The sequence below is a fragment of the Paenarthrobacter sp. PAE-2 genome (assembly GCF_026013155.1).
Classification (GTDB): domain Bacteria; phylum Actinomycetota; class Actinomycetes; order Actinomycetales; family Micrococcaceae; genus Arthrobacter; species Arthrobacter ureafaciens.
In genome coordinates, this window is sequence record NZ_JAPDNV010000005.1 from 26,989 (window position 1) to 49,014 (window position 22,026).

General features: G+C 65.1%; 22 protein-coding genes and 1 pseudogene. 7 read left to right on the plus strand and 16 right to left on the minus strand.

Features of this window, described 5'->3' with window-relative positions:
• The first annotated feature begins 66 nt into the window (after window positions 1-66).
• Window positions 67-1,218 (plus strand): glycosyltransferase family 9 protein, encoded by a 1,152-nt coding sequence (locus OCL88_RS04165; RefSeq protein WP_264961730.1) that lies wholly within the window; start codon window positions 67-69, stop codon window positions 1,216-1,218.
• Here the strand turns inward: OCL88_RS04165 and OCL88_RS04170 are convergent.
• The 7 genes from OCL88_RS04170 to OCL88_RS04200 form a co-directional block, all read right to left on the minus strand.
• Window positions 1,187-1,882 carry an SDR family oxidoreductase gene (locus OCL88_RS04170; protein ID WP_166184706.1) on the minus strand — a complete coding sequence of 232 codons (696 nt, stop codon included), beginning with the start codon at window positions 1,880-1,882 and terminating at the stop codon, window positions 1,187-1,189. The genes OCL88_RS04165 and OCL88_RS04170 overlap by 32 nt on opposite strands.
• A 33-nt stretch (window positions 1,883-1,915) precedes the next feature.
• A complete protein-coding gene (gene rfaE2, locus OCL88_RS04175) occupies window positions 1,916-3,352 on the minus strand; it encodes a D-glycero-beta-D-manno-heptose 1-phosphate adenylyltransferase (protein WP_021474216.1) in 1,437 nt (478 codons plus the stop codon).
• Window positions 3,349-3,975 carry an SIS domain-containing protein gene (locus OCL88_RS04180; protein ID WP_043427495.1) on the minus strand — a complete coding sequence of 209 codons (627 nt, stop codon included), beginning with the start codon at window positions 3,973-3,975 and terminating at the stop codon, window positions 3,349-3,351. The genes rfaE2 and OCL88_RS04180 overlap by 4 nt, the downstream gene beginning before the upstream one ends.
• A gap of 68 nt (window positions 3,976-4,043) precedes the next feature.
• Window positions 4,044-5,312 carry a glycosyltransferase gene (locus tag OCL88_RS04185; RefSeq protein WP_021474214.1) on the minus strand — a complete coding sequence of 423 codons (1,269 nt, stop codon included), beginning with the start codon at window positions 5,310-5,312 and terminating at the stop codon, window positions 4,044-4,046.
• Window positions 5,309-6,373 (minus strand): glycosyltransferase, encoded by a 1,065-nt coding sequence (locus tag OCL88_RS04190; RefSeq protein ID WP_021474213.1) that lies wholly within the window; start codon window positions 6,371-6,373, stop codon window positions 5,309-5,311. The genes OCL88_RS04185 and OCL88_RS04190 overlap by 4 nt, the downstream gene beginning before the upstream one ends.
• Entirely contained in the window at window positions 6,370-7,455 is a 1,086-nt protein-coding gene (locus OCL88_RS04195; RefSeq protein WP_021474212.1) for a glycosyltransferase family 9 protein, read from the minus strand. The genes OCL88_RS04190 and OCL88_RS04195 overlap by 4 nt, the downstream gene beginning before the upstream one ends.
• The gene (locus OCL88_RS04200) at window positions 7,452-8,051 is read right to left on the minus strand and encodes a D-glycero-alpha-D-manno-heptose-1,7-bisphosphate 7-phosphatase (RefSeq protein ID WP_264961731.1); all 600 of its coding nucleotides are present in this window, start codon (window positions 8,049-8,051) and stop codon (window positions 7,452-7,454) included. Before OCL88_RS04200 ends, OCL88_RS04195 begins: the two co-directional genes overlap by 4 nt.
• Before the next feature lie 88 nt (window positions 8,052-8,139).
• Here OCL88_RS04200 and OCL88_RS04205 point away from each other — a divergent pair, with 88 nt between their 5' ends.
• Entirely contained in the window at window positions 8,140-9,090 is a 951-nt protein-coding gene (locus tag OCL88_RS04205) for a glycosyltransferase family 9 protein (protein WP_021474210.1), read from the plus strand.
• Window positions 9,091-9,169: 79 nt separating this feature from the next.
• On the opposite strand, the gene OCL88_RS04210 is transcribed toward OCL88_RS04205, so the two are convergent.
• Entirely contained in the window at window positions 9,170-9,940 is a 771-nt protein-coding gene (locus tag OCL88_RS04210) for a sigma-70 family RNA polymerase sigma factor (RefSeq protein ID WP_264961732.1), read from the minus strand.
• 165 nt (window positions 9,941-10,105) lie between these two features.
• Here OCL88_RS04210 and OCL88_RS04215 point away from each other — a divergent pair, with 165 nt between their 5' ends.
• Window positions 10,106-10,846 (plus strand): GAF and ANTAR domain-containing protein, encoded by a 741-nt coding sequence (locus OCL88_RS04215; protein WP_021474208.1) that lies wholly within the window; start codon window positions 10,106-10,108, stop codon window positions 10,844-10,846.
• A gap of 22 nt (window positions 10,847-10,868) precedes the next feature.
• On the opposite strand, the gene OCL88_RS04220 is transcribed toward OCL88_RS04215, so the two are convergent.
• The 4 genes from OCL88_RS04220 to serS form a co-directional block, all read right to left on the minus strand.
• Entirely contained in the window at window positions 10,869-11,264 is a 396-nt protein-coding gene (locus tag OCL88_RS04220; protein WP_021474207.1) for a DUF1761 domain-containing protein, read from the minus strand.
• 113 nt (window positions 11,265-11,377) lie between these two features.
• Window positions 11,378-12,217, minus strand: coding sequence for a helix-turn-helix domain-containing protein (locus tag OCL88_RS04225; RefSeq protein WP_264961733.1), 840 nt, complete (start codon window positions 12,215-12,217; stop codon window positions 11,378-11,380).
• A gap of 48 nt (window positions 12,218-12,265) precedes the next feature.
• The gene (locus OCL88_RS04230) at window positions 12,266-13,111 is read right to left on the minus strand and encodes a Cof-type HAD-IIB family hydrolase (RefSeq protein WP_021474205.1); all 846 of its coding nucleotides are present in this window, start codon (window positions 13,109-13,111) and stop codon (window positions 12,266-12,268) included.
• 99 nt (window positions 13,112-13,210) lie between these two features.
• Complete coding sequence (serS, locus tag OCL88_RS04235; RefSeq protein WP_021474204.1) at window positions 13,211-14,491, minus strand: serine--tRNA ligase; 1,281 nt, start codon at window positions 14,489-14,491, stop codon at window positions 13,211-13,213.
• Window positions 14,492-14,546: 55 nt separating this feature from the next.
• Between serS and OCL88_RS04240 the strand changes: the two genes are divergently transcribed.
• Entirely contained in the window at window positions 14,547-15,605 is a 1,059-nt protein-coding gene (locus tag OCL88_RS04240) for a diacylglycerol/lipid kinase family protein (protein WP_021474203.1), read from the plus strand.
• Here OCL88_RS04240 and OCL88_RS04245 read toward each other — a convergent pair.
• The 3 genes from OCL88_RS04245 to OCL88_RS04255 form a co-directional block, all read right to left on the minus strand.
• Window positions 15,602-15,832: a hypothetical protein gene (locus OCL88_RS04245; protein ID WP_021474202.1), complete on the minus strand. Its 231-nt coding sequence runs from the start codon at window positions 15,830-15,832 to the stop codon at window positions 15,602-15,604. The genes OCL88_RS04240 and OCL88_RS04245 overlap by 4 nt on opposite strands.
• Window positions 15,833-15,964: 132 nt before the next feature.
• A complete protein-coding gene (gene pheA, locus OCL88_RS04250; RefSeq protein ID WP_021474201.1) occupies window positions 15,965-16,897 on the minus strand; it encodes a prephenate dehydratase in 933 nt (310 codons plus the stop codon).
• 26 nt (window positions 16,898-16,923) lie between these two features.
• Window positions 16,924-17,250, minus strand: a complete 327-nt coding sequence (locus OCL88_RS04255; RefSeq protein ID WP_021474200.1) for a rhodanese-like domain-containing protein — start codon at window positions 17,248-17,250, stop codon at window positions 16,924-16,926.
• A 194-nt stretch (window positions 17,251-17,444) separates the two neighbouring features.
• Between OCL88_RS04255 and OCL88_RS04260 the strand changes: the two genes are divergently transcribed.
• The 3 genes and pseudogenes from OCL88_RS04260 (at window position 17,445) to OCL88_RS04270 (ending at window position 21,167) form a co-directional block, all read left to right on the plus strand.
• Window positions 17,445-18,188: a peptidase E gene (locus OCL88_RS04260; protein WP_021474199.1), complete on the plus strand. Its 744-nt coding sequence runs from the start codon at window positions 17,445-17,447 to the stop codon at window positions 18,186-18,188.
• Window positions 18,181-19,614, plus strand: coding sequence for an amidase (locus OCL88_RS04265; RefSeq protein WP_021474198.1), 1,434 nt, complete (start codon window positions 18,181-18,183; stop codon window positions 19,612-19,614). Before OCL88_RS04260 ends, OCL88_RS04265 begins: the two co-directional genes overlap by 8 nt.
• A 54-nt stretch (window positions 19,615-19,668) precedes the next feature.
• Window positions 19,669-21,167 (plus strand): annotated as a pseudogene (locus OCL88_RS04270) (peptide MFS transporter).
• A gap of 96 nt (window positions 21,168-21,263) precedes the next feature.
• Here the strand turns inward: OCL88_RS04270 and OCL88_RS04275 are convergent.
• Window positions 21,264-21,890, minus strand: a complete 627-nt coding sequence (locus OCL88_RS04275) for a DUF4190 domain-containing protein (protein ID WP_021474196.1) — start codon at window positions 21,888-21,890, stop codon at window positions 21,264-21,266.
• Between the last annotated feature and the right edge of the window lie 136 nt (window positions 21,891-22,026).

The window sequence follows — 22,026 nt, forward strand, 5'->3', positions numbered from 1 at the left end:
GGCCGGTGCCGCAAGAGCCGGCAAGCGCTGCGGGACCCCCGATTTCCTCCCGAAGGGATGTACCACATGGACACTTCTCCGGCTTCTGCCATCTCGCTCGAATCAGGTGTTGGCCCCGTACTGGCGAAGTTCCAGGATGTGCAGCGGATCGCAGTATTGCGCGGCGGCGGGCTGGGCGACCTCATCTATACCTACCCGGCATTGTTTGCCCTTAGGCGCGCCTACCCGGAAGCCCGCGTGACCCTGCTGGGAACACCCATCCATGCGGCGTTGGTGGCCGCAACGGAAGGCCCCGTGGACGACGTCGAGGTCCTTCCGTCCGCAAAGGGCGTCCGCGACGGCGACGAAGATCCGGAAGCGCTTGAACAGTTCCTCCAAGACATGCAAAACCGGAAGTTCGATCTGGCTCTCCAGATGCACGGCGGGGGCCGCTTCTCCAACCCGTTCCTGCTGAAGCTGGGGGCGAGGCACACCGTGGGGACGCGGACTCCGGATGCCGAACGGCTGGAGCGGAACCTGGACTACATCTACTACCAGAACGAGCCTGACCGCTGGCTTGAGACGGTAGGACTTGCGGGCGCGCCCACCATCATTGCGCCCCTGCTGCGGCCAAAACCGGAGTACCGGCAGGACGTAGCAGGGTTGAAGGACCAGGCCCGTTCCTCCCTGGTGATCATCCACCCCGGTGCCACCGATCCCCGAAGGCGCTGGCCGACGTCGTGCTTTGCTGACGCGGCCGCGAGCCTCGCAGCAGAAGGTGCGCAGGTACTGGTTGTGGGCGACGCATCGGAGAAGGCACTGGCCCAGGAAGTAGTCGGACTCGCGCAGTCAAAGATTCCGGAACGGGACCGTGAGGCGGTGCGTTCGGTGGCCGGCGAACTGGACCTCGGGCAGTTGGCAGCCCTGTTGGACGAGGCCACGGTGATGCTCGCGAGCGACAGCGGGCCGCGGCATCTTGCCCAGGCCTTGGGAACTCCGACCGTGGGCATTTTCTGGGTGGGCAACGCCTTCAATGCGGGGGCGCGGGGCCGGAGCATGCATCGGATCCACATGTCGTGGGTGACCACGTGCCCCCGCTGCGGCGCGGACGTCACCCAGGTTGGTTGGACCGCTCCGCACTGCGGCCACGACGACACCCTCATTGAAGGCATCGCCGTGGCCGACGTTGTTCAGGACGTGCGGGACCTTACGGCCACGAGCCTTCTTCTGCGGGGGTAATGAGGAGTTCGCGGACCTCGCAGCCGAACGGTTGCGAGAGCGCGAACACCACAGCCTGTGCCACATTCGCGGGATCGTTGAGCTTTGAGTCGTCCTGCGGCTTGTACTGCTCGTCGCGGTCGTCGAAGAAGTGGGTCTTCATGCCACCCGGAATGATGGTGGTGACGCCGATAACCCCGCCGGTTTCGGCGGCGAGCGCGCGGCTGAAGCCGATCACGCCGAACTTGGAGGCGCAATAGGCGGTCGCGTCCGGGAGGGCACGCAGGCCCAGGGTGGAGGCGATGGTGATGGCCCGGCCCTTGGATTCCTTCAGGTACGGCAGAGCGGCCCGGACGGTGGAAACGGTGCCCAGGAGGTTCACCCCGATGACCTTTTCCCATTCTTCGGCAGCTACGTCGCCCAGCTTTCCGCAGCGGTCAATGCCGGCAGCGGTTACGACGCCGTCCAGGCCGCCGAGGCTTTCCGCGGTTTCCTTCACCGCGGCTTCCACGGCTTCCCGGTTGGAGACGTCCACTTCCAGGGCCTTCACGCCGGAGACGTTGCTGACGTCCCGGTCGAAGACGACCGGCGTGCCGCCGGCGTTGCTGATCGCTTCCACGATCGCGGCCCCCAGGCCGGAGCCGCCTCCAGTAACGATGACGCGGCCAGGTGTTTGCGTGTTCATGCGGTTCCTTTCGTTAGGCGGTTCTGTACAGGTTCAGCCGACCTTGGCGAGCGCTTCCGCCAGGCCGCTGGTCGATCTGGCCGGGTGGAAAGGCACGGTGACGCATTGCCCTCCCCACGTGGCCAGCAGCCGGGCTTCCGGCAGTTCATCGGGTTGGTAGTCGCCGCCCTTGACCCAGATATCGGGCCGGATGAACTCGAGGCAGTCCTCCGGCGTGTCCTCGTCGAAGACCACCACGGCGTCCACGCATGAGAGCGCGAGCAGCAGCTCTGCCCGGTCTTCCATGCTGACGATCGGCCGGTGCGGGCCCTTGAGGCGGCGGACGGACTGGTCCGAATTGAGGCACACGATCAGGCAATCCCCCATGGCGCGGGCAGCGGCGAGCGTCCGCGCGTGCCCCGCGTGGAGAAGATCGAAGCAGCCTCCCGTTGCGACGACGGTGCCGCCCTGCGCCCGCACTTCTGCGGCGAGTTGGACGCCGTCGGGACGGCTTGGCTGGTTGCCGAAAAGTTCGACGACGGCTCCGGCGCCTGCGCGCGGTCCAGCCGCCGCGGGGCCGGGTTCAACCGCACCGGCGTCCACCGCGAGCGACGCGGCCCCACCCTCGGCGAGGAACGCTGATGCGTCGGCGACGGCCCGGCTGGCCGCTTCGGGCAATGCGACGCCAAGGCCGAGGTAGGCAGCCAGGCTCCCTGCCAGTCGGTCTCCGGCGCCACAGGGATCAGCAACGCTGGTCCTGGGCGCGGGAATGTCGGTAGCGGGTCCCGTTGCTTCGACCAGGACCGCCCCTGCTTCGCCCTTGGTCACCAGGACGGCGCGGCTGTTCCAGTGTTCCAGCAGTCGTGTCCCGGCTTGGGCGGTTCCGGCGCCGGGGTCCACCCCCGGTTCCACCCCGGCCGCTTTCGCGAGGGCTTTCGCTTCGGCAAGGTTGGGGGTCACCACCGACACCCCGGAAACGGGCTGCGAACCGGAAGGATGCGGATCCCACACCACGGGAATCCGGTGCGCTGCCGTGGTGAGGGCGTCGCGGATGTCCTCGTTGAGGGTGATCCCCCTGCCATAGTCAGCCACTACGATCGCCTCTGCTGAGTCGATGGCCGCCCGCATTTCCCCGGTACAGTCCGGGGTTGGCGCAGGGGCACAGCCTTCGTCGAACCGGACTACGGGATGCGAACCGATCCGGACCCGCGTCTTGGTGGGGGTAGGGGCAAGCGGGGCTCCGGTGAGCAGCTCCACGCCGGACAGTGCGCGCCTGAGGTGGGCGGCGCCGTCGTCGTCGGACACTGCGGTGACCAAAGTGACGTCATGGCCGTCGCGCATGAGGAGGGTAGCTACCAGCCCGGCACCGCCTGCCCGACGCCGGACGCCTCCCACGTCAACCACGGGAACCGGCGCGTCCGGGCTCAGCCGGGTGGCGGTTCCGTTGATGTCGACGTCCAGGAGGAGATCGCCCACCACGGTCACTTTCATGGCTGGACTCCCCTGCCCGAGGTTCCAGTCCGCCGGGCAACCTCCGCGTCGAAGGCCCTGCAGACCGCGTGGACGGCGATCAAATGGCCCTCCTGCGCGTTGGCCGCAATGGCTTCCACCGTGACGGCCTCGTCGCACGCCGTGGACAACGGGTTGGGGCCCGGTCCCGTGAGGGCCCACGTTGCAATCCCGCGTTCATTGGCTGCCCGGACCGCCTTGAGGAGGTTGGGGCTGCGTCCGCTGGTGGACAGGAGGACCAGGACGTCGCCGGCGCGGCCGTGCGCCCTGACCTGCCTGGCGAAGACTTCGTCGTACCCGTAATCGTTGGCCAGCGCCGTGACTGCCGAGGATTCTGCATGCAGGGAGATGGCTGAGAACGGAGCCCGCTCCGAGTCGAAGCGCCCCACGAGTTCGGCGGTCAGGTGCTGGGCTTCAGCGGCGGATCCGCCGTTGCCGGCTGCAAGCAACCTTTGGCCGGCCAGCAAGCGGTTGGCAAGCTCGGTACCCCATTCGGAGAGCCGGCCTGCCTGCGAGCGCAGCGATTCGAGGGCAGGAAGAACGTTGTCCAGATGCTTGGTGACCTCGGTGTCCGTAGCGCTGGAGCCGGTCCACCCCGCGGGGATGGTGTCCGGGACTGACTTGAGTTTCGCCGGACTCTTGACGGTGGTGTTCGCGGTGTGGCTGTTGATGGTCACAGTGCCGTTCCTTCCAGGGGTTCAAGAGCTTCCCCGGCCTGGCGGGAAAGCCCGGCGGCGAGGACGGATCGGTACGCCTTTTCGGTGTCAGCGGCAATGCGGTCCCACGAGTAGCGCGAGCGGGCGCGGCGCAGGCCGGCCTTGCCCATGTCGGCACGCAGGGCGGGGTCGCCCAGGAGCTGACCGACGGCGTCGGCGATTGCCTCCGGGTCCCGCGGCGGGACCTGCAGGCCGGTCTTGTGGTCAACCACTGTTTCGCGCAAACCCCCGACGGCGGCGGCCACCACGGGCACGCCACTTGCCATCGCTTCCAGCGGCACAATGCCGAAGGGCTCGTACCAAGGGGTGCAGATGACCGCGTCAGCGCTGCGGAGGATGCCCGGCATTGCGTCGCGCGGCACCTGGCCGCGCATGGTGACCTTGTCTTCTACGCCCAGTTCCTTGGTGAGCGCGCGGAGCCTCTGGGCTTCGGGGTCTTCCTCGAGGGTCAGGGCATCGCCGGAACCGCCAACGACCAGGAGTTCGACGTCGTCGAAGCCTGCCTGTTCCAGATGCGGCAGGGCCTGGATGATGAGGTCGACTCCCTTCCGGGGAACCAGCCGCCCGACGCTGAGGATGCGGTGGGTGCGCGGCTTCGGTTCGGGTTGGGCCGTGCCGTCAAAGAGTGTGAGGTCCACGCCGCAAGGAGCGATTGAGACCTTGGATTTGCTGATGCCGAGGGCCTTCAGTTCAAAGACCTCGTCCGGGCACGTGGCGATGACCCAGTCGGCCGTCCGGCCAACCCAGGGTTCCAGCCAGGCGCGTGCGGCAGGGCTGGTGTCCGCGCTGCCCTGATGGCGCCGCTTGACGGAGCCCAGGGCATGGAAGGTCTGCACCACGGGGACGGGATCGGCCGCGCCGGCCCGCCGGGACGCCTGGATCGCGGCCAAGCCGGACATCCAGAAGTGCGCGTGAACGACGTCCGGAAGATCGCCGGCCCAGTCCTCGCAGATACCGTCCGCCAAGGCACCCATGAACGGCAGGAGTTCGTCCTTGGGGATGTGCCGGGCGGGACCGGCGTCCACGTGGACCACGGTGAGTCCCGGTGCCACCTGCACCTTTGCAGGCAGCTCCGGATCGTCACGGCGTGTGTACACAGTGACTTGGTGGCCACGCTTGGCCAAGCTTGAGGAAAGTGCGGCGACGTGGACGTTCTGTCCCCCGGCGTCCACTCCTCCCAAAGCCGCCAGCGGACTGGCGTGTTCGGAAACCATGGAGATCTTCATGGGTGTGTCCTCTCTGCATCATGGCTTGGCGGTGCCGATCGGGGCCCTTCACCGGCCGCTGTTGCTGTTGGTGCGGCGCTCCCCCGTGTTCTCAAGTCCCCGAGGAGCTCATCCCAGGCCCGGAGGAATGCGTCCAGCCCGTAGCGTTCCAAGGCAGCTTCGCGGGCCCGGAGGCCCATGGCGTAAGCGTCGTCCGGGTCATTGAGCAGTCGGCGGGCGAATCTCTGGAGTTCATCGACGTCGGTAGAGACGAGCCCTGCGCCGCGGGGAACGGCGCGGTAAGCTTCCGTGGTCCCGAGCGCCAGCACGGGCATGCCCAGGTGCATCGCTTCCAGCAGCGCAAGGCCCAGTGACGTCCAACGGAGCGGATGCAGGTAGAGCCGGCAACGGGCCAGCTCGGCGTGGAGCTGCGACGCCGGAACGTCCCCGGCAATCCTCAGCCGTTCCTCGCCAAGACCCAGCCCCTTCAGGTTCAGCGCTCCAGGCAAATGCTCCGTTCCCATCCCGAAGACCCGCAGCGGACCCACTCCGGCGAAGCCCGGCAGGAGGTCGGTGCCGGTGACACGCCCGCGCCGCACCGGCTCGTTGACCACGATGCCCATTTCTTCCCGCTCACCGGTATAGAGGCGGCCGGGATCCGGGATGCCGTGTTCGATCACTACCGTGGCGGCCGAACCGGTGTCCCAGAAGAGCTGGTTGAAGTGGGTCACGTGCACTACGGGGATAGTGCGCTGGTCAGCCATCGGGTGCACAGTGAACGGCACGTCTCCCTTGGGCGTATTGTGCTCGAGGTAGACGGCAGGCAGATCCACGCCGGGCTTCCGTCCCAAGGAACGGGCCACTGCGGCGATCTCCTCCGGCCGTTGCAGGACTACTGCGTCCACGCTGTCCGGGTCCAGTGTGGCCAGGTCCACTTCCACGGCGTTGTCCGGCCAGTTGCGGCCACCGCGCCCCAAGCCCCAGGGACCGCCATCGGGTTCTACCGGAAGCAGGTATTCATGGCGTCCGCGGACGAATGCCTCCATCCATCCTCCGTGGACGTGCCACACCAGAATTCTCATGGTTTCCACACCTTTCGTCGGGTAACCAGTGAAGCCACGCCACCCAGCAGGCGTTCTACGGCTTCGAGGACCTGTTCGGGCGTGACGGAACTCAGGCAGGGATGGCCGGGGACGGGACAGTTCCGGGCACGGGTGTTCTTGCACGCCGCTTCCTGGTCGCCCAGAAGTTCCAGCGGCACCCCGTACGGTGCCCAACGGATGGCAGGGACCACGGGGGCGAACAGGCAAACCACCGGCACGCCCACGGCTGCGGCCAGGTGCGCGGGTCCCGTATTGGCAGTGATGACGACGGCGGCCCGCTCAAGAACCGCTGCCAGCGTACGGAGGTTGGTCTTGCCGCCGAGGTTCTGCGCGGAAGGACCGGCAACCGTTGCGGTGAGCGAAGCCTCGGAAGGCCCTCCGGTCACTACGACGCGGTGTCCATAGGCCTCCAGGAGCTCCACGGTGGCGGCGTGGTGCAGTGCGGGCCATTCCCGGGCGGGGGCTGCGGCGCCTGGATGCACCACAATGTAGGGGCCCTCGTCAGCGAGCTTGGTGGCGAATTCGTCATCTGCAGCGGTGTTCACGCGCAGTTTGCCGTCGTCGCCCTGCGGAAGGACAAAGCCCCCCGCATGGGCGATACCAAGGGCACGCACTGCTTCCGGCTGGTCCTCGGGGAAATCCTCGCCCGGCCTGAGCCGGACATCCAGCAACGAACCCGCGTAGTCGGTGGAGGCGCCTGTAATCCTCTTTACCCCGGCCAGGCGCAACAGCATTGCCAAGGGCAGCGGGGATTGGTGGAAGGACGTCAGGATCACGGCTTCCTCAATCCGGGAACTGCGGACAAAGTCCACCAAGCCGCGGGTGGAGTCTTCGGTAACGGGCGGGGCCGGATTGACGATCCAAGGACACTGCCAGGTGTGGACTTCAGTGACGCCGGGAAGCATTTCCGCCGCACCGGTCCCCTCCGGACCGCACAGCAGTACGACGTCGTTGGGCCGGCTGCCGTCGGGCCTGCTGCCGTTGGCCACGGCACGTATTGCCGGCCCTGAAACGAGGACGTCGCCCATGCTGTCCAAGCGGGCTACCAGGACGCGGCTCATGCAGGTGCACCTTGGGTCGGGTTGCTGTCGGTCCGGGCTGCCGGCCCGGCGGAAAGAGCCGCATCTTCGGGCGGCGCCAGCAGCAACTCCACGGCATGCCACAGATCGTTCGCCACCAGGTCCGCTGCAACGATCTCTTCCTCGCGGGTCACCGGAGTGGGGACCAGGACAGCCCGGGCACCAGCAGCCTTTGCGGCCCCAAGGTCCGCCCCGATGTCACCTATTACTGCCACCTCCGACGGTTCCACCCCTAACGCCTCACAGGCCCTGTGGATGAGGCCCGGCGCGGGCTTGCGGCATGGACAGCCATCCTCCGTTCCGTGAGGACAGAATTCCCACACGTCGAACGGCCCCAGCAGCTCATCGACGCGCTGGTTCACGGCTTCCACCTGGGCCGGAGTTATCAGCCCCCGGGCAACACCCGACTGGTTGCTGACCACACCTGTGGCCAGTCCGGCCTCGCGCACCCTCGCAACTGCCGAACGGGCACTCTCCATGGGCCGCACCAGTCGCGGGTCGCCGTTATATGGCACGTCTACGACGAGCGTTCCATCGCGGTCAAACAGGACCGCCTTCAACGTTCCGGTTCCTCCCATACCGGCAAAAGTTCCCCAGTTCTCCTTGCCCTAAACAGCGCGACGAGGAGAAGTTTCCTGCCGCTAGACTCCTAAGCGGGAGGCCACCTTGAACAATGTTGAAACCGATGGACAACCCATACTGCTCGCCCTGCGTGCACTGAAACTGGGGGACCTGCTGGTTGCGGTTCCTGCCTTGCGCGGCCTGCGCCGGGCGTTTCCGGAACACCGCATCCTCTACGCCGCACCCACGTGGGTGGCGGAGGCTCTGGAGCTCGTAGGTGGCATCGACCACCTGCCCACCGCCGGGCTGGACGATCCACTGACCATCGCCCCGGGCGTGGTGGACGTTGCCGTGAACCTCCATGGCAACGGAGCCGAGAGCCGGCAGCGCATCGAGGAGCTGCAGGCCAAGCGGGTAGTGGCGCACCGGTCTCCCGGCATGGACGGACCCGAATGGACCACGGGACTTCCCGAACGCGAGCGCTGGACCAGGCTGCTCACGTGGCACGGCATCGACGCCGATCCCCTGGATTACCGGCTCAACAAGCCCCGGGCGGCTTCCCCCCGCCCCGGTGCAACCGTCATTCATGTCGGAGCCGCGTACGGGAGCAGGTTGTGGCCGGTGGAGCGGTTCGCGGAAGTGGCCGTGGAACTCACCAAGGCGGGACACGACGTCGTCTTCACCGGTGGCACGTCCGAGCGCGAACGGGCCGAAGAGACGGCCGCTTTGGCCAAGCGCCAAGGAGCAAACCTCGACGCCGGTGTGCTCGCCGGACGTCAAGGGCTCGCCGAGTTCGCCGCGACAATCGCCGAGTCGCGGCTGGTTGTTTCCGCCGACACGGGTGCCGCGCACCTGGCATCCGCCTATGAACGCCCGTCAGTTGTCCTGTTCGGTCCCGCGCCCGTTGAGGAATGGGGACCGCCGCCCGGGCCGCACGTGGTCCTCACCGCCGTCGAACTCCGCCGCGGCGACGTCTTCGCCGCTGATCCTGACCCCGCACTCCTGGCAGTCACGGTGCGCGACGTGCTGGATGCAGTGGACGGACTCCGCTGCTGAGTTGGCCCCGGCGTGGCCCAGGGCGCTCTCTGGTACCCCGGCGGACTAAAGAGCAGTGTTCCTTGGAGGGCAGTGTTACCTAGAGTGCCGTGCCGTCCCGTAGTTCGGCCTGGCCCTCGAACAACTGCGCCTGCAACGACACCAGGATCTTGGACAATTTACGCGATACCTGCATTTGCGACATTCCGAGTGCCTCGGCGATGGTCGACTGGGTTTCCTCGCGGTAGTAGCGCCGGTACAGAAGATGGCGGTCCTCGGGGCTGAGGGTTCTGATGGCGTTCCGCAGGGCGAGGACGTCTTCCAGTTTGTCCGTGGGGCAGCCGGCACTGGAGAGGGACCCTTGGAGGCCGTCGCCGCCGGCCACGGCCGGAGCATCCAGGGAATCGGGGCGCTTGCTGGTTCCCGCCATCAGGGCTTCACGTACTTGGCACGGCTCCAGGCTGAGGTCCTCTGCGACCTCTTCCGGGGAAGGCGTGCGTTGCAGGGCCTGGGTCATTTCTTCTGTCCTGGCGAGGACCTGGCGGCGCATGTCCTGGATAGGACGCGGGGGACGCACCACCCAGCAATGGTCCCGCAGGTACCTCTTCACCTCACCGGCAATGGTGGGGGCTGCGTAGGCCGGGAAGCTGACGCCCTTGGCCTCGTCGTAGCCACGGGCGGCCTTGATGAGGCCCATGAACGCGACCTGACGGACGTCGTCCAGATCATGGGTGTGGGCTGAGTACCGGGCGGCAATGGACTTCGCCAGGTTCAAATGGTCCAGGACCAAGCCGTCCTGAAAACTTTGCCGGAGGCTGCTTTCCGGCGCATTCGCGTGATAGGGGTTTTGGAATGGTCGAGCTTGCCGCATCGGCTTCAATCCTTAGACCTGCTTATTGGGGGATGAGCCCGCTGCAAGACTCTTAAAAAGAGAAGCATACTTATCATAAAAAGAGAAGCATCCTTATTATTAGCTTCGGTGGAACTTCGGAGCTACCCTCAAAGAAGAGCTTCTGTCCAAGGTTCGGAGGTCCCAATGGAAGACCAACAACAAGCCGCGCCCCACCTGGTGGCGGGCGAAATCCAAGACCTGCTCCTGGATAATCCTGACGTCGAGGCGTTCCTCACCGAACTCACACGCCACTCCGCGGCCATGTTCAGCACCGCCGACGCCGAGGTTTTTTGCGGCGTCACCCTACTTCGCCACCGCTCGGCTGCGACCGTTGCCAGCAGCGGAGAGCGCGCCCTCCGGCTCGATGAGCTGCAGTACCAGTTCGCCGAGGGTCCGTGCCTGCTGTCAGCGAAAGAAGGGGTCCAGGTACACATCCCTGACCTTGCAGCCGACGACACGTGGCCCGATTACCAAGCGGTGGCCTTGGCTCAAGGCATACGCTCGATCCTTGCCCTGCCGATTCCGCTTCCGGACGACAGCGCCAAAGCCAGCATGAACCTCTACTCCGAACGTACAGCCGGATTCGACCAGGCAACGGTGCAGCGGGCCACGGACTACGTGCAGCAGGCTGCGAAGGGGCTGAGCCTGGCCGTCATGATTGCCCAACACAGCCAGACTGCGGCCAACCTGCGCGCCGCCATGGCTTCACGCACCGTCATCGACGTAGCCACCGGCATCATCATCGCCCAGAACCGGTGCACCCAGGCCGAAGCCGTGGAGCTCATCAAGAGGGCCTCCAGCAACCGGAACGTCAAGCTGCGGGAGGTTGCCGAGGCGATCGTCAAGGCCGCGGGCGGCGGAAACGTGGAGACCCACTTCAAGTAGGTCTCCCACAAGTGAAGACAACTCAGGCCTGCAGGGCTCCCACGATGGCCCCCATCACTGCGAACGTCACCACGTTGTAGCTGGCGTTGATCGCGAAAAGCACCGGGCTGCGGCGTTCGAACAAGTAGTTGACGCCCAAAGCCGTTGCCACCCAGCCAATGCCTGCGGCCAGCCCGGCCACGATGCCGAAAACAAAGCCGCCACGGCCGATGAACGCGGCCAGGAAGACGGCCATGATCGCGGCAAGTACGAAGGACCCGGCAAAGACCCTCGCCGTTCCGGACTTCAGCTGCTGGTCACTCACGCCTGCTGCCTTTTGCCAGGGCTTGGCGAAGAGCACGGAGTACCACAGCCCGCCTACGACGAACGTGGCCAACGCTGCCAACAGCACTGCGAGCCAATTGATTTGGATTTCCACGGCTTTCCCTTCCTGGTGGTTCTCTGAGGAGAGGGTAGGCGGCGGGACGTGGGGCGGTCTTGTAAAAAACCCGCAACCTGCTGCCGTTGAGAGTTGGCCGGACTGCGGTTCGTCTAGGCAAGTTCCTTCACGGGCACGAACGTGGCGTATTCGGGACCGTGCATTTGGATCACGCGCAGGTATTCGGTGGGCGTAAAACCGCTGAACCGTCGGAACGCACGGATCAGGTGCGGCTGGTCATAGTAGTCCGCCAGGCCCAAGAGTTCACGGCCGGGCGCCGAACCCGCCGGCATGAGGGCGGCTTGGTTGACGAACCTGAAGAAACGGCACACATCGGAATACACCTTGGCCCGCAAACCGCAATCCCTCATCATGATCCGTTCCAGGGTCGAGGAGCTGATGCCCAACCGGCCGGCCAGAATTCCGATCTCCACGTCCTCCCCAGCAAGGGTTTCCACGGCTTCCATGGTCCTGGGATCGGCCTGGTATCCGGGGGTCAAATGCCCCCGCAGGAACGATTCCAAGGCATCGAAGGCCTGCTCCGGCTCCGCATCGAGCAACTGGCTCCGAAGGTCCGCGAAACCCGGGAAGACGTACTGCGCATCCACCACGTTGCCCTGAAACTCCGATGGCAGCTGAGATGTGAAGGCTGCGAGGGCGAAGGGCGCCAGGCGCACCCCCACGTTGTGCAGGCGCTCCGGATTTTCGCTGATCAGGTAACTGGACTGGACGCCGGCGTAAAACCCGACGGCCACCTCCGCCGGCTCCCGATCCATACCGGTTGCTTCCCGTGGCCTGATCAGCCGGTAAGGCTCTGACAAGTTCAGGATCAGGTGCGCCGACGGGCCGGGCAGGATCTTCTCATACCTGGCCTTGGGCTCGGCCCGCAGGAACCAAAAGCCTTCCACGAAAGGACTCAACGCCGCCGGGGCAGGAACTTCTGCATACTCCACGCAGCCAGTCTAGAAGCGCCGGGCGCCCGTCGCAGTTGCCGGCGGCAGCTACAGCACGCTGCGCAACACCAAGGCGGCGCCGTCGTCGAGCACTGACTCAGTGACCTCGTCCGCCACGGCGAGCACCTCGTCAGGGGCTTGACCCATGGCTACGCCGCGGCCCGCCCACGTGAGCATTTCGATGTCGTTGCGGCCATCACCGATCGCGAGCGTGTTCTCCGGATCGATGTCGAGTTGAAGGCGCAGGGCTTCCAAAGCGCTGGCCTTCGTGACACCTTCGGCGGCAATGTCCAGCCACGCCGTCCATCCCACCGAGTACGTCACCCCGGACAAGCCGATGTGCCCGATTGCGGTGTTGAACTCCTCCGAGGTGTTCTCAGTGCTGAAGACCACGACGCGCACTGCGGTGGAATCCAGCAACGTCCGGAAGTCGACGGGGATCGATTCGACCCCAAAACTGACATCGTGGAAACGCTCGGTGGACAGGAAGTTGCCGGCTTCGTCTTCCAGTGCGTACTTGGCGCCGGGCAGCCGCTCGCGGAGTGCTTCCAGTGCGGGAGCTGGATCGAACGTGGCTTTGTGGACGATCTCATAGCCGTCCTCCAACGAAGGGTCGAGCCGCAAGGTGACGCCACCGTTGCAGCACACCACATAGCCGCGCTCCAAGCCGATCAGCTCAACAATGGGCAACGCAGCATTCAGCGAGCGGCCGGTAGCGATGATGACGTCATGGCCCTTGGCTACGACACTCTGGGCGGTTTCCCTCACCGCTGGGGACATATGGCCGTCATGGTCAACAAGGGTGCCGTCAACATCCAGGGCGATCATGAGTTTGTTAGTGGGATCGAGCTGGTCATCGATGCCAGCAACTGCAGTATCAGTCAAAATAGTCATGGTTCCAGTAGAACAGACTCAGATGAACTCTTTCCCAACTGACTGCCAATAGTGGTTGCTCTGAGAGCTCAGAACAACCACTAATGCCAGCTACCAGGGCTACAGGACCGGCAAGACCTCGAGGCCGCCCAGGTACTTCTGCAGCGCCTTGGGAACATTCACGGAACCGTCTGCATTCTGGTGGTGCTCAAGGAGCGCAACGATCCAGCGCGTGGTGGCCAGCGTGCCGTTCAAGGTGGCCACGGCACGGGTGCCCTTGGCAACGCCTTCCTCGTTGACCACGCGTTCGCGGATGTTGAGGCGGCGGGCTTGGAACGTGGTGCAGTTGGACGTGGACGTGAGCTCACGGTACGCGTTTTGCGTGGGAACCCAGGCTTCGCAGTCAAACTTGCGGGCCGCGGACATGCCCAGGTCTCCGGCAGCGGTGTCGATCACGCGGTAAGGAAGCTCGCACTTGGCCAGCATCTCCTCTTCCCAGGCGAGCAGGCGCTCGTGCTCGGCCGCTGCTTCCTCAACCGTGGTGTAGATGAACATCTCCACCTTGTTGAACTGGTGCACGCGGATAATGCCGCGGGTGTCCTTACCGTGCGAACCCGCCTCGCGGCGGTAGCAGGAACTCTGGCCGGCGTAACGGATGGGGCCGGCGGAGAGATCCAGGATCTCGTCTGCGTGGTAGCCGGCGAGGGCCACCTCCGAGGTGCCCACAAGGTAAAGGTCGTCTTCGGCGAGACGGTAAATCTCGGCGTCGTGCTTTACATCGAAGCCGGTGCCCTGCATGGTTTCCGGACGCACCAAAGTAGGGGTGATCATGGGGACGAAACCAGCCTCGATGGCCTGGTCCATGGCCATCTGCAGGAGCGCCATCTCCAAGCGGGCTCCAACACCCTTAAGGAAGTAGAACCGGGCGCCGGAAACCTTGGCGCCACGCTCCATGTCGATTGCGCCGATCAGCTCGCCGATCTCCAGGTGGTCCTTGGGTTCGAAGTCCGGGAACTCCCGCGGTGAGCCAACGGTCTTGACCACCACGTAGTCGTCCTCGCCGCCCTCGGGCACACCGTCAACAACAAGGTTCGGGATGATGCGGAGGAGCTCCTCCTGCTTGGCCTGCGCGGCGTCAGCCTCGGCGGAAGCGGCCTTCACCGAATTCGCCAGCTCCTTGACCTCTGCCAGCAGGGCCTGCTTCTCCTCGCCCTTGGCCTGTGCCACCTTCTTGCCGAAGGCATTCTGCTCGGCACGGAGGGTTTCGTAGCGGATCAGCGCTGCGCGGCGGTCGGAGTCTGCGGAGATGATCGCGTCCACAACGGACTCGTCGGCGCCACGGGCGCGCTGGCTGGCACGGAACTTGTCCGGGTTTTCGCTGAGGTCTTTTACGTCGATCACCACACAAGAGTATCGAATCGGACGTGTGCCCCCATGACGATAGGGTTGGAGCACAATGAGCGACTGGATCCTGTGGGTGATTCTGGCTGGATGCGTGGTGTTTGCCGTCTCCAGTTGGTGGGGCGTGCGCCGACTCAAAGCCAGGCATATACGGAGCGCCGTCGCGGCCGATCCGCACAAGCCGGACCCTGGCTACCAAAAGGTGGCCGTGGTCCTCAATCCGGTCAAAAACAAGTCCGCCGAGACCCGCGCTGCGATCACCGAAGCCTGCGACCTGGCGGGCTGGGATGCCCCAACATTTTACGAGACGACTCCCGAGGACCCGGGCTACGGCCAGTCGCGCCAAGCGCTGCAGTCCGGAGCCGACGTCGTTCTTGCCTGCGGCGGCGACGGTACCGTCCGCGCGGTAGCCGAGTCACTGACGCACCAGCGCGTAGCCATGGGCTTGATTCCGTTGGGCACGGGCAACCTGCTGGCCCGGAACATCGAGCTGGACGTCTATGACATTGCCGATTGCATCCAGGTGGCCCTGTTCGGCCACCAGCGCTACATCGACACGGCCACCATGGGCATCGACAACAGCCTCACCGGAGAAGCATCGAGGCACACGTTCCTGGTGATCGCCGGCATGGGACTCGATGCCGAGGTAGTGGGCGACACCAAGGAAGACCTCAAGAAATCCGTGGGCTGGCTCGCCTACACGGAGGCCGGAGTGCGGCACTTGCCCGGCCGTCGGAAACGCGTATCGATCACCATGGATGACGAACCCGAACAGGCCCGCAAGATCCGGAGCGTCCTGTTCGCTAACTGCGGGCTGATCCCCGGCGGCATCGACTTCATCCCACAGGCAATGCTTGACGACGGCATGCTGGACATCGTTGTGATGAGCCCCCGGAGCGCTGTTGGCTGGCTCGCCATGTACGCCAAGGTGCTGTTCAAGCACAAACGGAACCTGCCGGTCATGAACTTCTACCGCTCGCGGAAGGTAACCATCCGGAGTCAGGAACCGATGGCAACCCAGATCGACGGCGACCCCATGGGCGCAGCGACCAAGGTCACCGTGCAGGTGGAACCGGGGTCGCTGCTGGTCCGGGTGCCCAAGGCCGTCGCTTAGATAGCGCCCTTGTCTGGTTCGGCGGCATTGTCTTCCGCCTCTTCCATGGCAGCCTTGGCCGCGGCGTGGGCCTCTGCCTGTTCGCGGATCATCGCTTGTTCTTCTTCAAAGCGGAGGCGATCGGCGCGGTCGGCATCGTCACCGTCCCAGTCGTCTTTGTTGTCTCCGGAGGGCTTCGGATTCACAATCATGCCCTGGCCGTCCTGATCGTCGCGATGTGCAGTCATGACCGTTCCCTTCGTTTGGGCATTTGTCCATCGTCTATGGATCAGGCAAGCATACGCATACTTAGGTTCGCGCGAAAGGGGCTTGAAGCGTCAATCAATTTCCCCTGGTTGTCCTGGTCGCGAGGAAGCTGGTCAGCCCTTCAGGATGGCTTCAACCCACGCATGGGCTGCGGCAAAAGAGGCATCCGAGGTGTGCGGAGCCACCACGGCGGCCTGCTTGTCGGCGCGGGCGTAGGAACCCAGGAAGCGGGTTGCGGGGCTGATCCGGTGGAGTCCGGCGAGGGCATCCGCCACCCTCGCATCTGAGATATGACCGTCGGCGTCGATGCTGAAAAAGTACTGGCCGAGGTATTGGCCGGTGGGTCGCGACTCGATGCGGCTCAGGTTCACACCCCGCGAAGCGAACTGGTCCAGGATGTCCATCAGGGCGCCGGGATGGTCCTCCGGGAGCGGAACCACCACCGTGGTCTTGTCCGCGCCGGTCCGTTCCGGCAAGGGCCCGGGCCTGCTTACCAGGATGAATCGGGTGACGGCGTCCGGGTTGTCGCCGATGTTGCTGGCCAGTACGTTCAAGCCCGGTTGTTCCGCTGCCACCAACGGCGCGCAGATGGCGGCGTCGTAATGGGCGTTGTCCTCCAGCAGGCCCATGGCGGCCGCGGCTGTGGACGAGCCCGGAACGTAGTCTGCGTTCGGAATATTCGCCTCCACCCACAAGCGGCACTGCGCCCACGCGTGCCCGTGCGTTGAAATGCGCTTGATGTCCGAAATTTCGACGCCGGGCCTCGCCACGATCACGAAGACGATGGGAACCAGCGCCTCGCGAATGATGCGGAGTTCCGTACCGGTGGCGATGGCATCGAGGGTGGCCGTGACGCCGCCTTCCACGGAGTTCTCGATGGGCACCATGGCGGCGTCCGCGGCGCCGGCGCGGACGCGGTCCAATGCCGTGTTCACGTTGGTGCACGGAATCCGGGTTGCATCGGCAGCACCGGGTACCTGCATCAGGGCAGCCTCGGTGAAGGTGCCCTCGGGCCCGAGGAACGTGAACGTGGGGACTGCGGACATCTATATATTCCTTATGAGGTATGTGACTACAGGACGACGGGTTTGAGGCCGTTGTCCGAAACCATCGGCTTCCCTGCCTCGAACCACATGTCCATGCCGCCGGCAACATTCACGGCGGAATAGCCCTGACCAACCAGCCACTGCACAGCGCGGAATGAGCGCCCGCCCGTACGGCAAATGACGAACAGGTCATCGTCGGGGTCCAGCTCGTCCACACGGGCCGGCAACTGGTCCATGGGGATGTGGCGCGCGCCCTCGGCATGGCCGGCTACCCACTCGTAGTCTTCGCGAACGTCGAGGATGCTGGCACCCTCAGGGATATCCCCCACAGTCACAGTTTCGAAGTCGCTCATAGCGGTCCCTTCCATCGGTTCAGGAGTCTCCATCAAGCCTAGTCCCCTGGGCCGACAGCCATGGCCTGCGGAGAGCCGGCGGCTGACCCGCCCGTGGACATTGCTTGCATGCTGAGGTCCCGCCGCGAAGACTGGGTGCCAAAGCAAACCGGACCACACAGTAACCGGACCACACACCGGTAAGGAGAAGCGCCATGGCTGCAGGCCAGCCCACCATCCTTGCAACCTCGGGCGGATATAAGCCCGGAAGCCGCACCCGGATCGAGTTCGACTCCGTGATGCACTACGCGGTGGAACTAGCGGGTGTCACCGGCCGTGCACCGCGCGTAACGCACATCGGGACCGCTTCCGGCGATCAGCGATGGTGGGCCGCCGAGATGGACCAGGCCGCGCGCATTGCGGGTTTCGATTTCAGCCACCTGAACCTGTTCACCATGCCCAACGTCGAGGACCCGGAAGCCCACCTTCTTGAACAGGACGTGGTGTGGGTCAACGGCGGCTCCGTGGTGAACCTCCTCGCGGTGTGGCGGGCGCACGGGCTGGACCGGCACCTCCGGAAAGCCTGGGAGAACGGAGTGGTCCTTGCGGGCGTATCGGCCGGGTCCATCTGCTGGTTCAAGGGAGGAGTGACCGATTCCTTCGGTCCGGAACTCAAACCGGTGACCAACTCGCTCGGCTTCCTGCCCTTCCACAACGGCGTGCACTTCGATTCGGAGCTGCGCCGCCGGCCCTTGGTCCACAAGCTGGTAGCCAACGGAACGCTCGGAGAGACGCACTGCACGGACGACGGCGTTGGGCTGGTTTATCACGGCACCGAACTGACGGAGGTGGTCTCCTCCGTCAAAAACAAGGCGGGCTTCCGGGTCATCGCGGGCGCCGGAGAGAGCGTTGACGCGATCGCAGTGGAGGAACGACTGGAGTCACGCTTCCTTGGCTGATTCCACCGACACTTCCACCGACTCCATCGCCGCCCTGACCGCCGTCGGGCTTCGGGACGCGCTGGCCGGCGGCGAGCTCTCGGCGGTCGAGGCCACGGAGCATTTCCTGTCCGTCATCGAGGCGCACAACAAGCATTTGGGCGCCTTCATCACGGTGACCGCCGACCAGGCACTTGAGGACGCACGGGCCGCGGACCACAAGTATGCCCACGGCAGGCGGGAAGACCTCCCCCTGCTCCACGGAATGCCTGTGGCCTTCAAGGACCTGACCGATGTGGCAGGTGTGCCCACGACCCACGGAAGCGCGGCCCTGGAGCACAAACCCGCCCCGGAGGATGGCGCACTCGCGGCAACGCTGAGGGCCCAAGGCGTGATTTCGTTGGGCAAGACCCAAGTGCCGGAGTTCGGGCTCACCGCTTACAGCGAGAACCGCGTTGCGCCGCCGTCGCGCAATCCGCATTCCCTCGCGCGCAGTTCCGGCGGGTCCTCGGGCGGAAGCGCTGCTGCAGTGGCGGCGGGCATGGTGCCGTTTGCTCCCGGGACGGACGGGGGCGGTTCCATCCGCATCCCGGCGGGCGCCTGCGGCTTGGTCGGTTTGAAGCCCGGCCGCGGCCTCGTGCCGTCGGCGGCGAGCGCCGGGGATGCGGCGAAGTTGGTGGTTGCCGGGCCGCTGGCCCGCACTGCAGCGGATGCCGCGTTGCTGCTTGACGCGTTGGTTCCGGAGCAGGACAGGCCCGACGGCGGCTACCTCGCCGACGTTGACCGGGCGCCGGAGCCGCTGCGCATCGGGATGTCGTTGGACAGTCCGTGGTCGCGCATCTATCCGTTCCACATCGAACCGGAAGCGATGGATGCCTTGGAGCTGGGACGAAGCCTGCTGGAAAAGGCCGGCCACAGCGTCCACGAGGCCGACGTCCGTTACGACAATCGCTATCCGGAAGCCTTTACCGCTGCCTGGACCGCCGGCGTCGGGAGTGCCCGGATAGCACCCCAGCGCGAAGCCCTGCTGACCCCGTTGACCCGCACTTTCCGGCGTCGGGCCCAACAGCGGAGTGCAGCGAAGGTCAATGAGGCCCTTCGATTCCTGCGCGGGTTCGAGCACGACACCGTTGCGCAGTATTCGCAGTGGGACCTCATTCTCATGCCGACCCTTGCGCAGACGCCCCGTCCCATCGGCTGGTTCACCGGCGGTGGCCACAGCAGCGGGCAGTGGCCGAGCGAGTGGACCGGCGATGCCGATGAGGATTACAAGCGGCAGTGCGAGTACGCGCCGTGGAGTTCCATGGTGAACGTGTGCGGGCTGCCTGCCATCAGCATCCCCGTACACACCACGGAAGGCGGATTGCCGATGGGAATCCAACTGATCGGCCGCATGGGATCTGAACTGCAACTCCTCCAGCTCGCGGCGGCTTTGGAGGCCGTTTAAGCCGGGTGTCTAACATATGGAATGCGGTTGCCATGGGCATTGCCCGATGTGACAATGCCCGCAGTCAGTGCCAGCATTGAAGAAATGAGCACACCTCAAACCACGGCTCCGCCCGCCAAAACTCCGGGCGATACGTCATTCTTCGGCCACCCAAAGATGTTGGCCAGCCTTTTCTCCGTGGAAATGTGGGAGCGATTCTCCTTCTACGGCATGCAGGGCATCCTGCTTTACTACATGTACTTCACTGCCGATCAGGGCGGTCTTTCCATCGACAAGGGCCTCGCTGCAGGCCTCGTGGGTGCCTACGGCGGCGGCGTCTACCTGTCCACCATCCTTGGCGCCTGGCTCGCCGACCGCGTCTTCGGTTCCGAAAAGGTCCTGTTCGGCTCGGCCATCATGATCATGACCGGCCACATCGCACTCGCGCTGATTCCCGGAATCCCGGGCCTGATCGCCGGTTTGGTGCTTGTGGGCATCGGCTCCGGAGGTCTCAAGGCGAATGCCACGGCCTTGGTGGGCACCCTGTACGGCGAAAAGGACGAGCGGCGCGATGCCGGCTTCTCCATCTTCTACATGGGCATCAACATCGGCGGCCTCATCGGCCCCCTGGTGACCGGGTGGTTGCAGGAGAGCCGCGGTTTCCACTTCGGCTTCGGCGCAGCGGCAGTCGGCATGGCCATCGGCCTGGTGATCTACGCCCTCGGCCGCAAGCGGCTTCCGGAGGAGGCGCACCGCGTCCCCAACCCGCTCCCGGCATCGGACCGGACCAAGTACGGCCTGATCTTCCTGGGCATCCTGATCGTCATCGGCGTGCTGCTTGCTACGGGCATCGTCAACGCCAACAACCTGGCCAGCAGCATGGCTTACGCAGCAATCGGCGCCGCGGTGATCTACCTCTTCCTGATCTTCCGCAGCCCGCTGGTGTCCGGCGTGGAGCGTAAGCGCGTCCTCGCTTTCATCCCGCTCTTCATCGCTTCTGCGGGTTTCTGGGCGCTGTTCCAGCAGCAGTTCACTTTTATCGCCGTGTACTCCGAGGAAAAGCTGGACCGGAACCTCTTCGGCTGGGAAATGCCCGCCGCCTGGGTCCAGTCCATCAACCCGGTGTTCATCATCATCTTCGCCGGCGTCATGGCCGCCCTGTGGACCAAGCTTGGTTCCAAGCAGCCGAGTTCGCCGCTGAAGTTCTCCGCAGGCCTGCTCATCATGGGCCTGGCGTTCCTTGCGTTCATTCCGTTGGCCGGCGAAGGCAAAACCCCTTGCTTGCCCTGGTCGGGATTCTGTTCCTCTTTACCCTCGCGGAACTGTTCCTCTCCCCCATCGGCCTGTCCGTGAGCACCAAGCTCGCGCCCAAGGCCTTCCACACGCAGATGGTTGCTTTGTTCTTCCTGTCGGTTTCGCTCGGCACCACCTTGGCCGGCATCCTCGCGGGGCTCTACAACCCCGAGGATGAGCTCCCCTACTTCCTGGGCATCGGCGGCGTGGCCGTGGTGCTCGCGGTGGCCCTCGCCGCCGCGACTCCCGCGATCAAGAAGCTGATGGCAGGGGTGCGGTAAAACCACTCCTTAAACGACGACGGCGGCCCTCGCCTCCGGTGGATTTTTCACCCGGGGCGAGGGCCGCCGTCGTTCGCTTTTAGCCGTCGTTCGCTTTTAGTAGCGGTAGCTGCTGGTTGAAGCACCGATCGCTGCGAAGAAGAAGATGGCGAAGATGATGGTCAGCGCGATGCCGATGTAGCCCATCACCAGGCCGGCGATCGCCATGCCGCGGCCTGCGGGCTCGCGGTTCAGGGCGAGGTGGCCCAGGATGACGGCTGCGATCTGGGGCAGGATGAAGAACCCGAAGCCAACAAAGATCGCGATGCCGCAGCACATGCTCGCAATGCTCAGGCCCTTGGGTTGGGAGGGCATGGCGTAGTACGCGGGCTGTCCGTACGGGCTCGGCTGGCCATATGGCTGCTGGTACGGGCTCGGCGGCTGGCTCTGCTGGCCGTAAGGAGACGGCGGCTGCTGGCTGTAGTCTCCCGGCGTGTAGCTGGACTGGAAGTCGTTCTGGCCCTGCGCGTTCTGGGTGTAGGCGCTTTGGTCGTACGGCGGGAGCGGTTGCGTGGCGCCCTGGGATGAAGAATCGTACGACGGCGGTGGCGGTACGGAACCGCTCTGGCCGCCGCCCTGGCTGCCGCTCTGACCGGGCGACGTGAATTCTGCGGGCGGCACGTATTGCGGCGGTTCGTAGCCTGCGGGCTTGTCTTCGTTGCCCTTGTTTGGTTGCTCTGACATAGGTTTCCCCCTGTGAATGGTCTTTGAATCCCACACTACCGCCGTGGGGTGCAGCGCATAAGGAGGCTGTTGCGTGGCATGGGCGCTTGTCCGCCATTCGGAGTCACAGCGCCCGCATCACGGACATTTCCCCCAC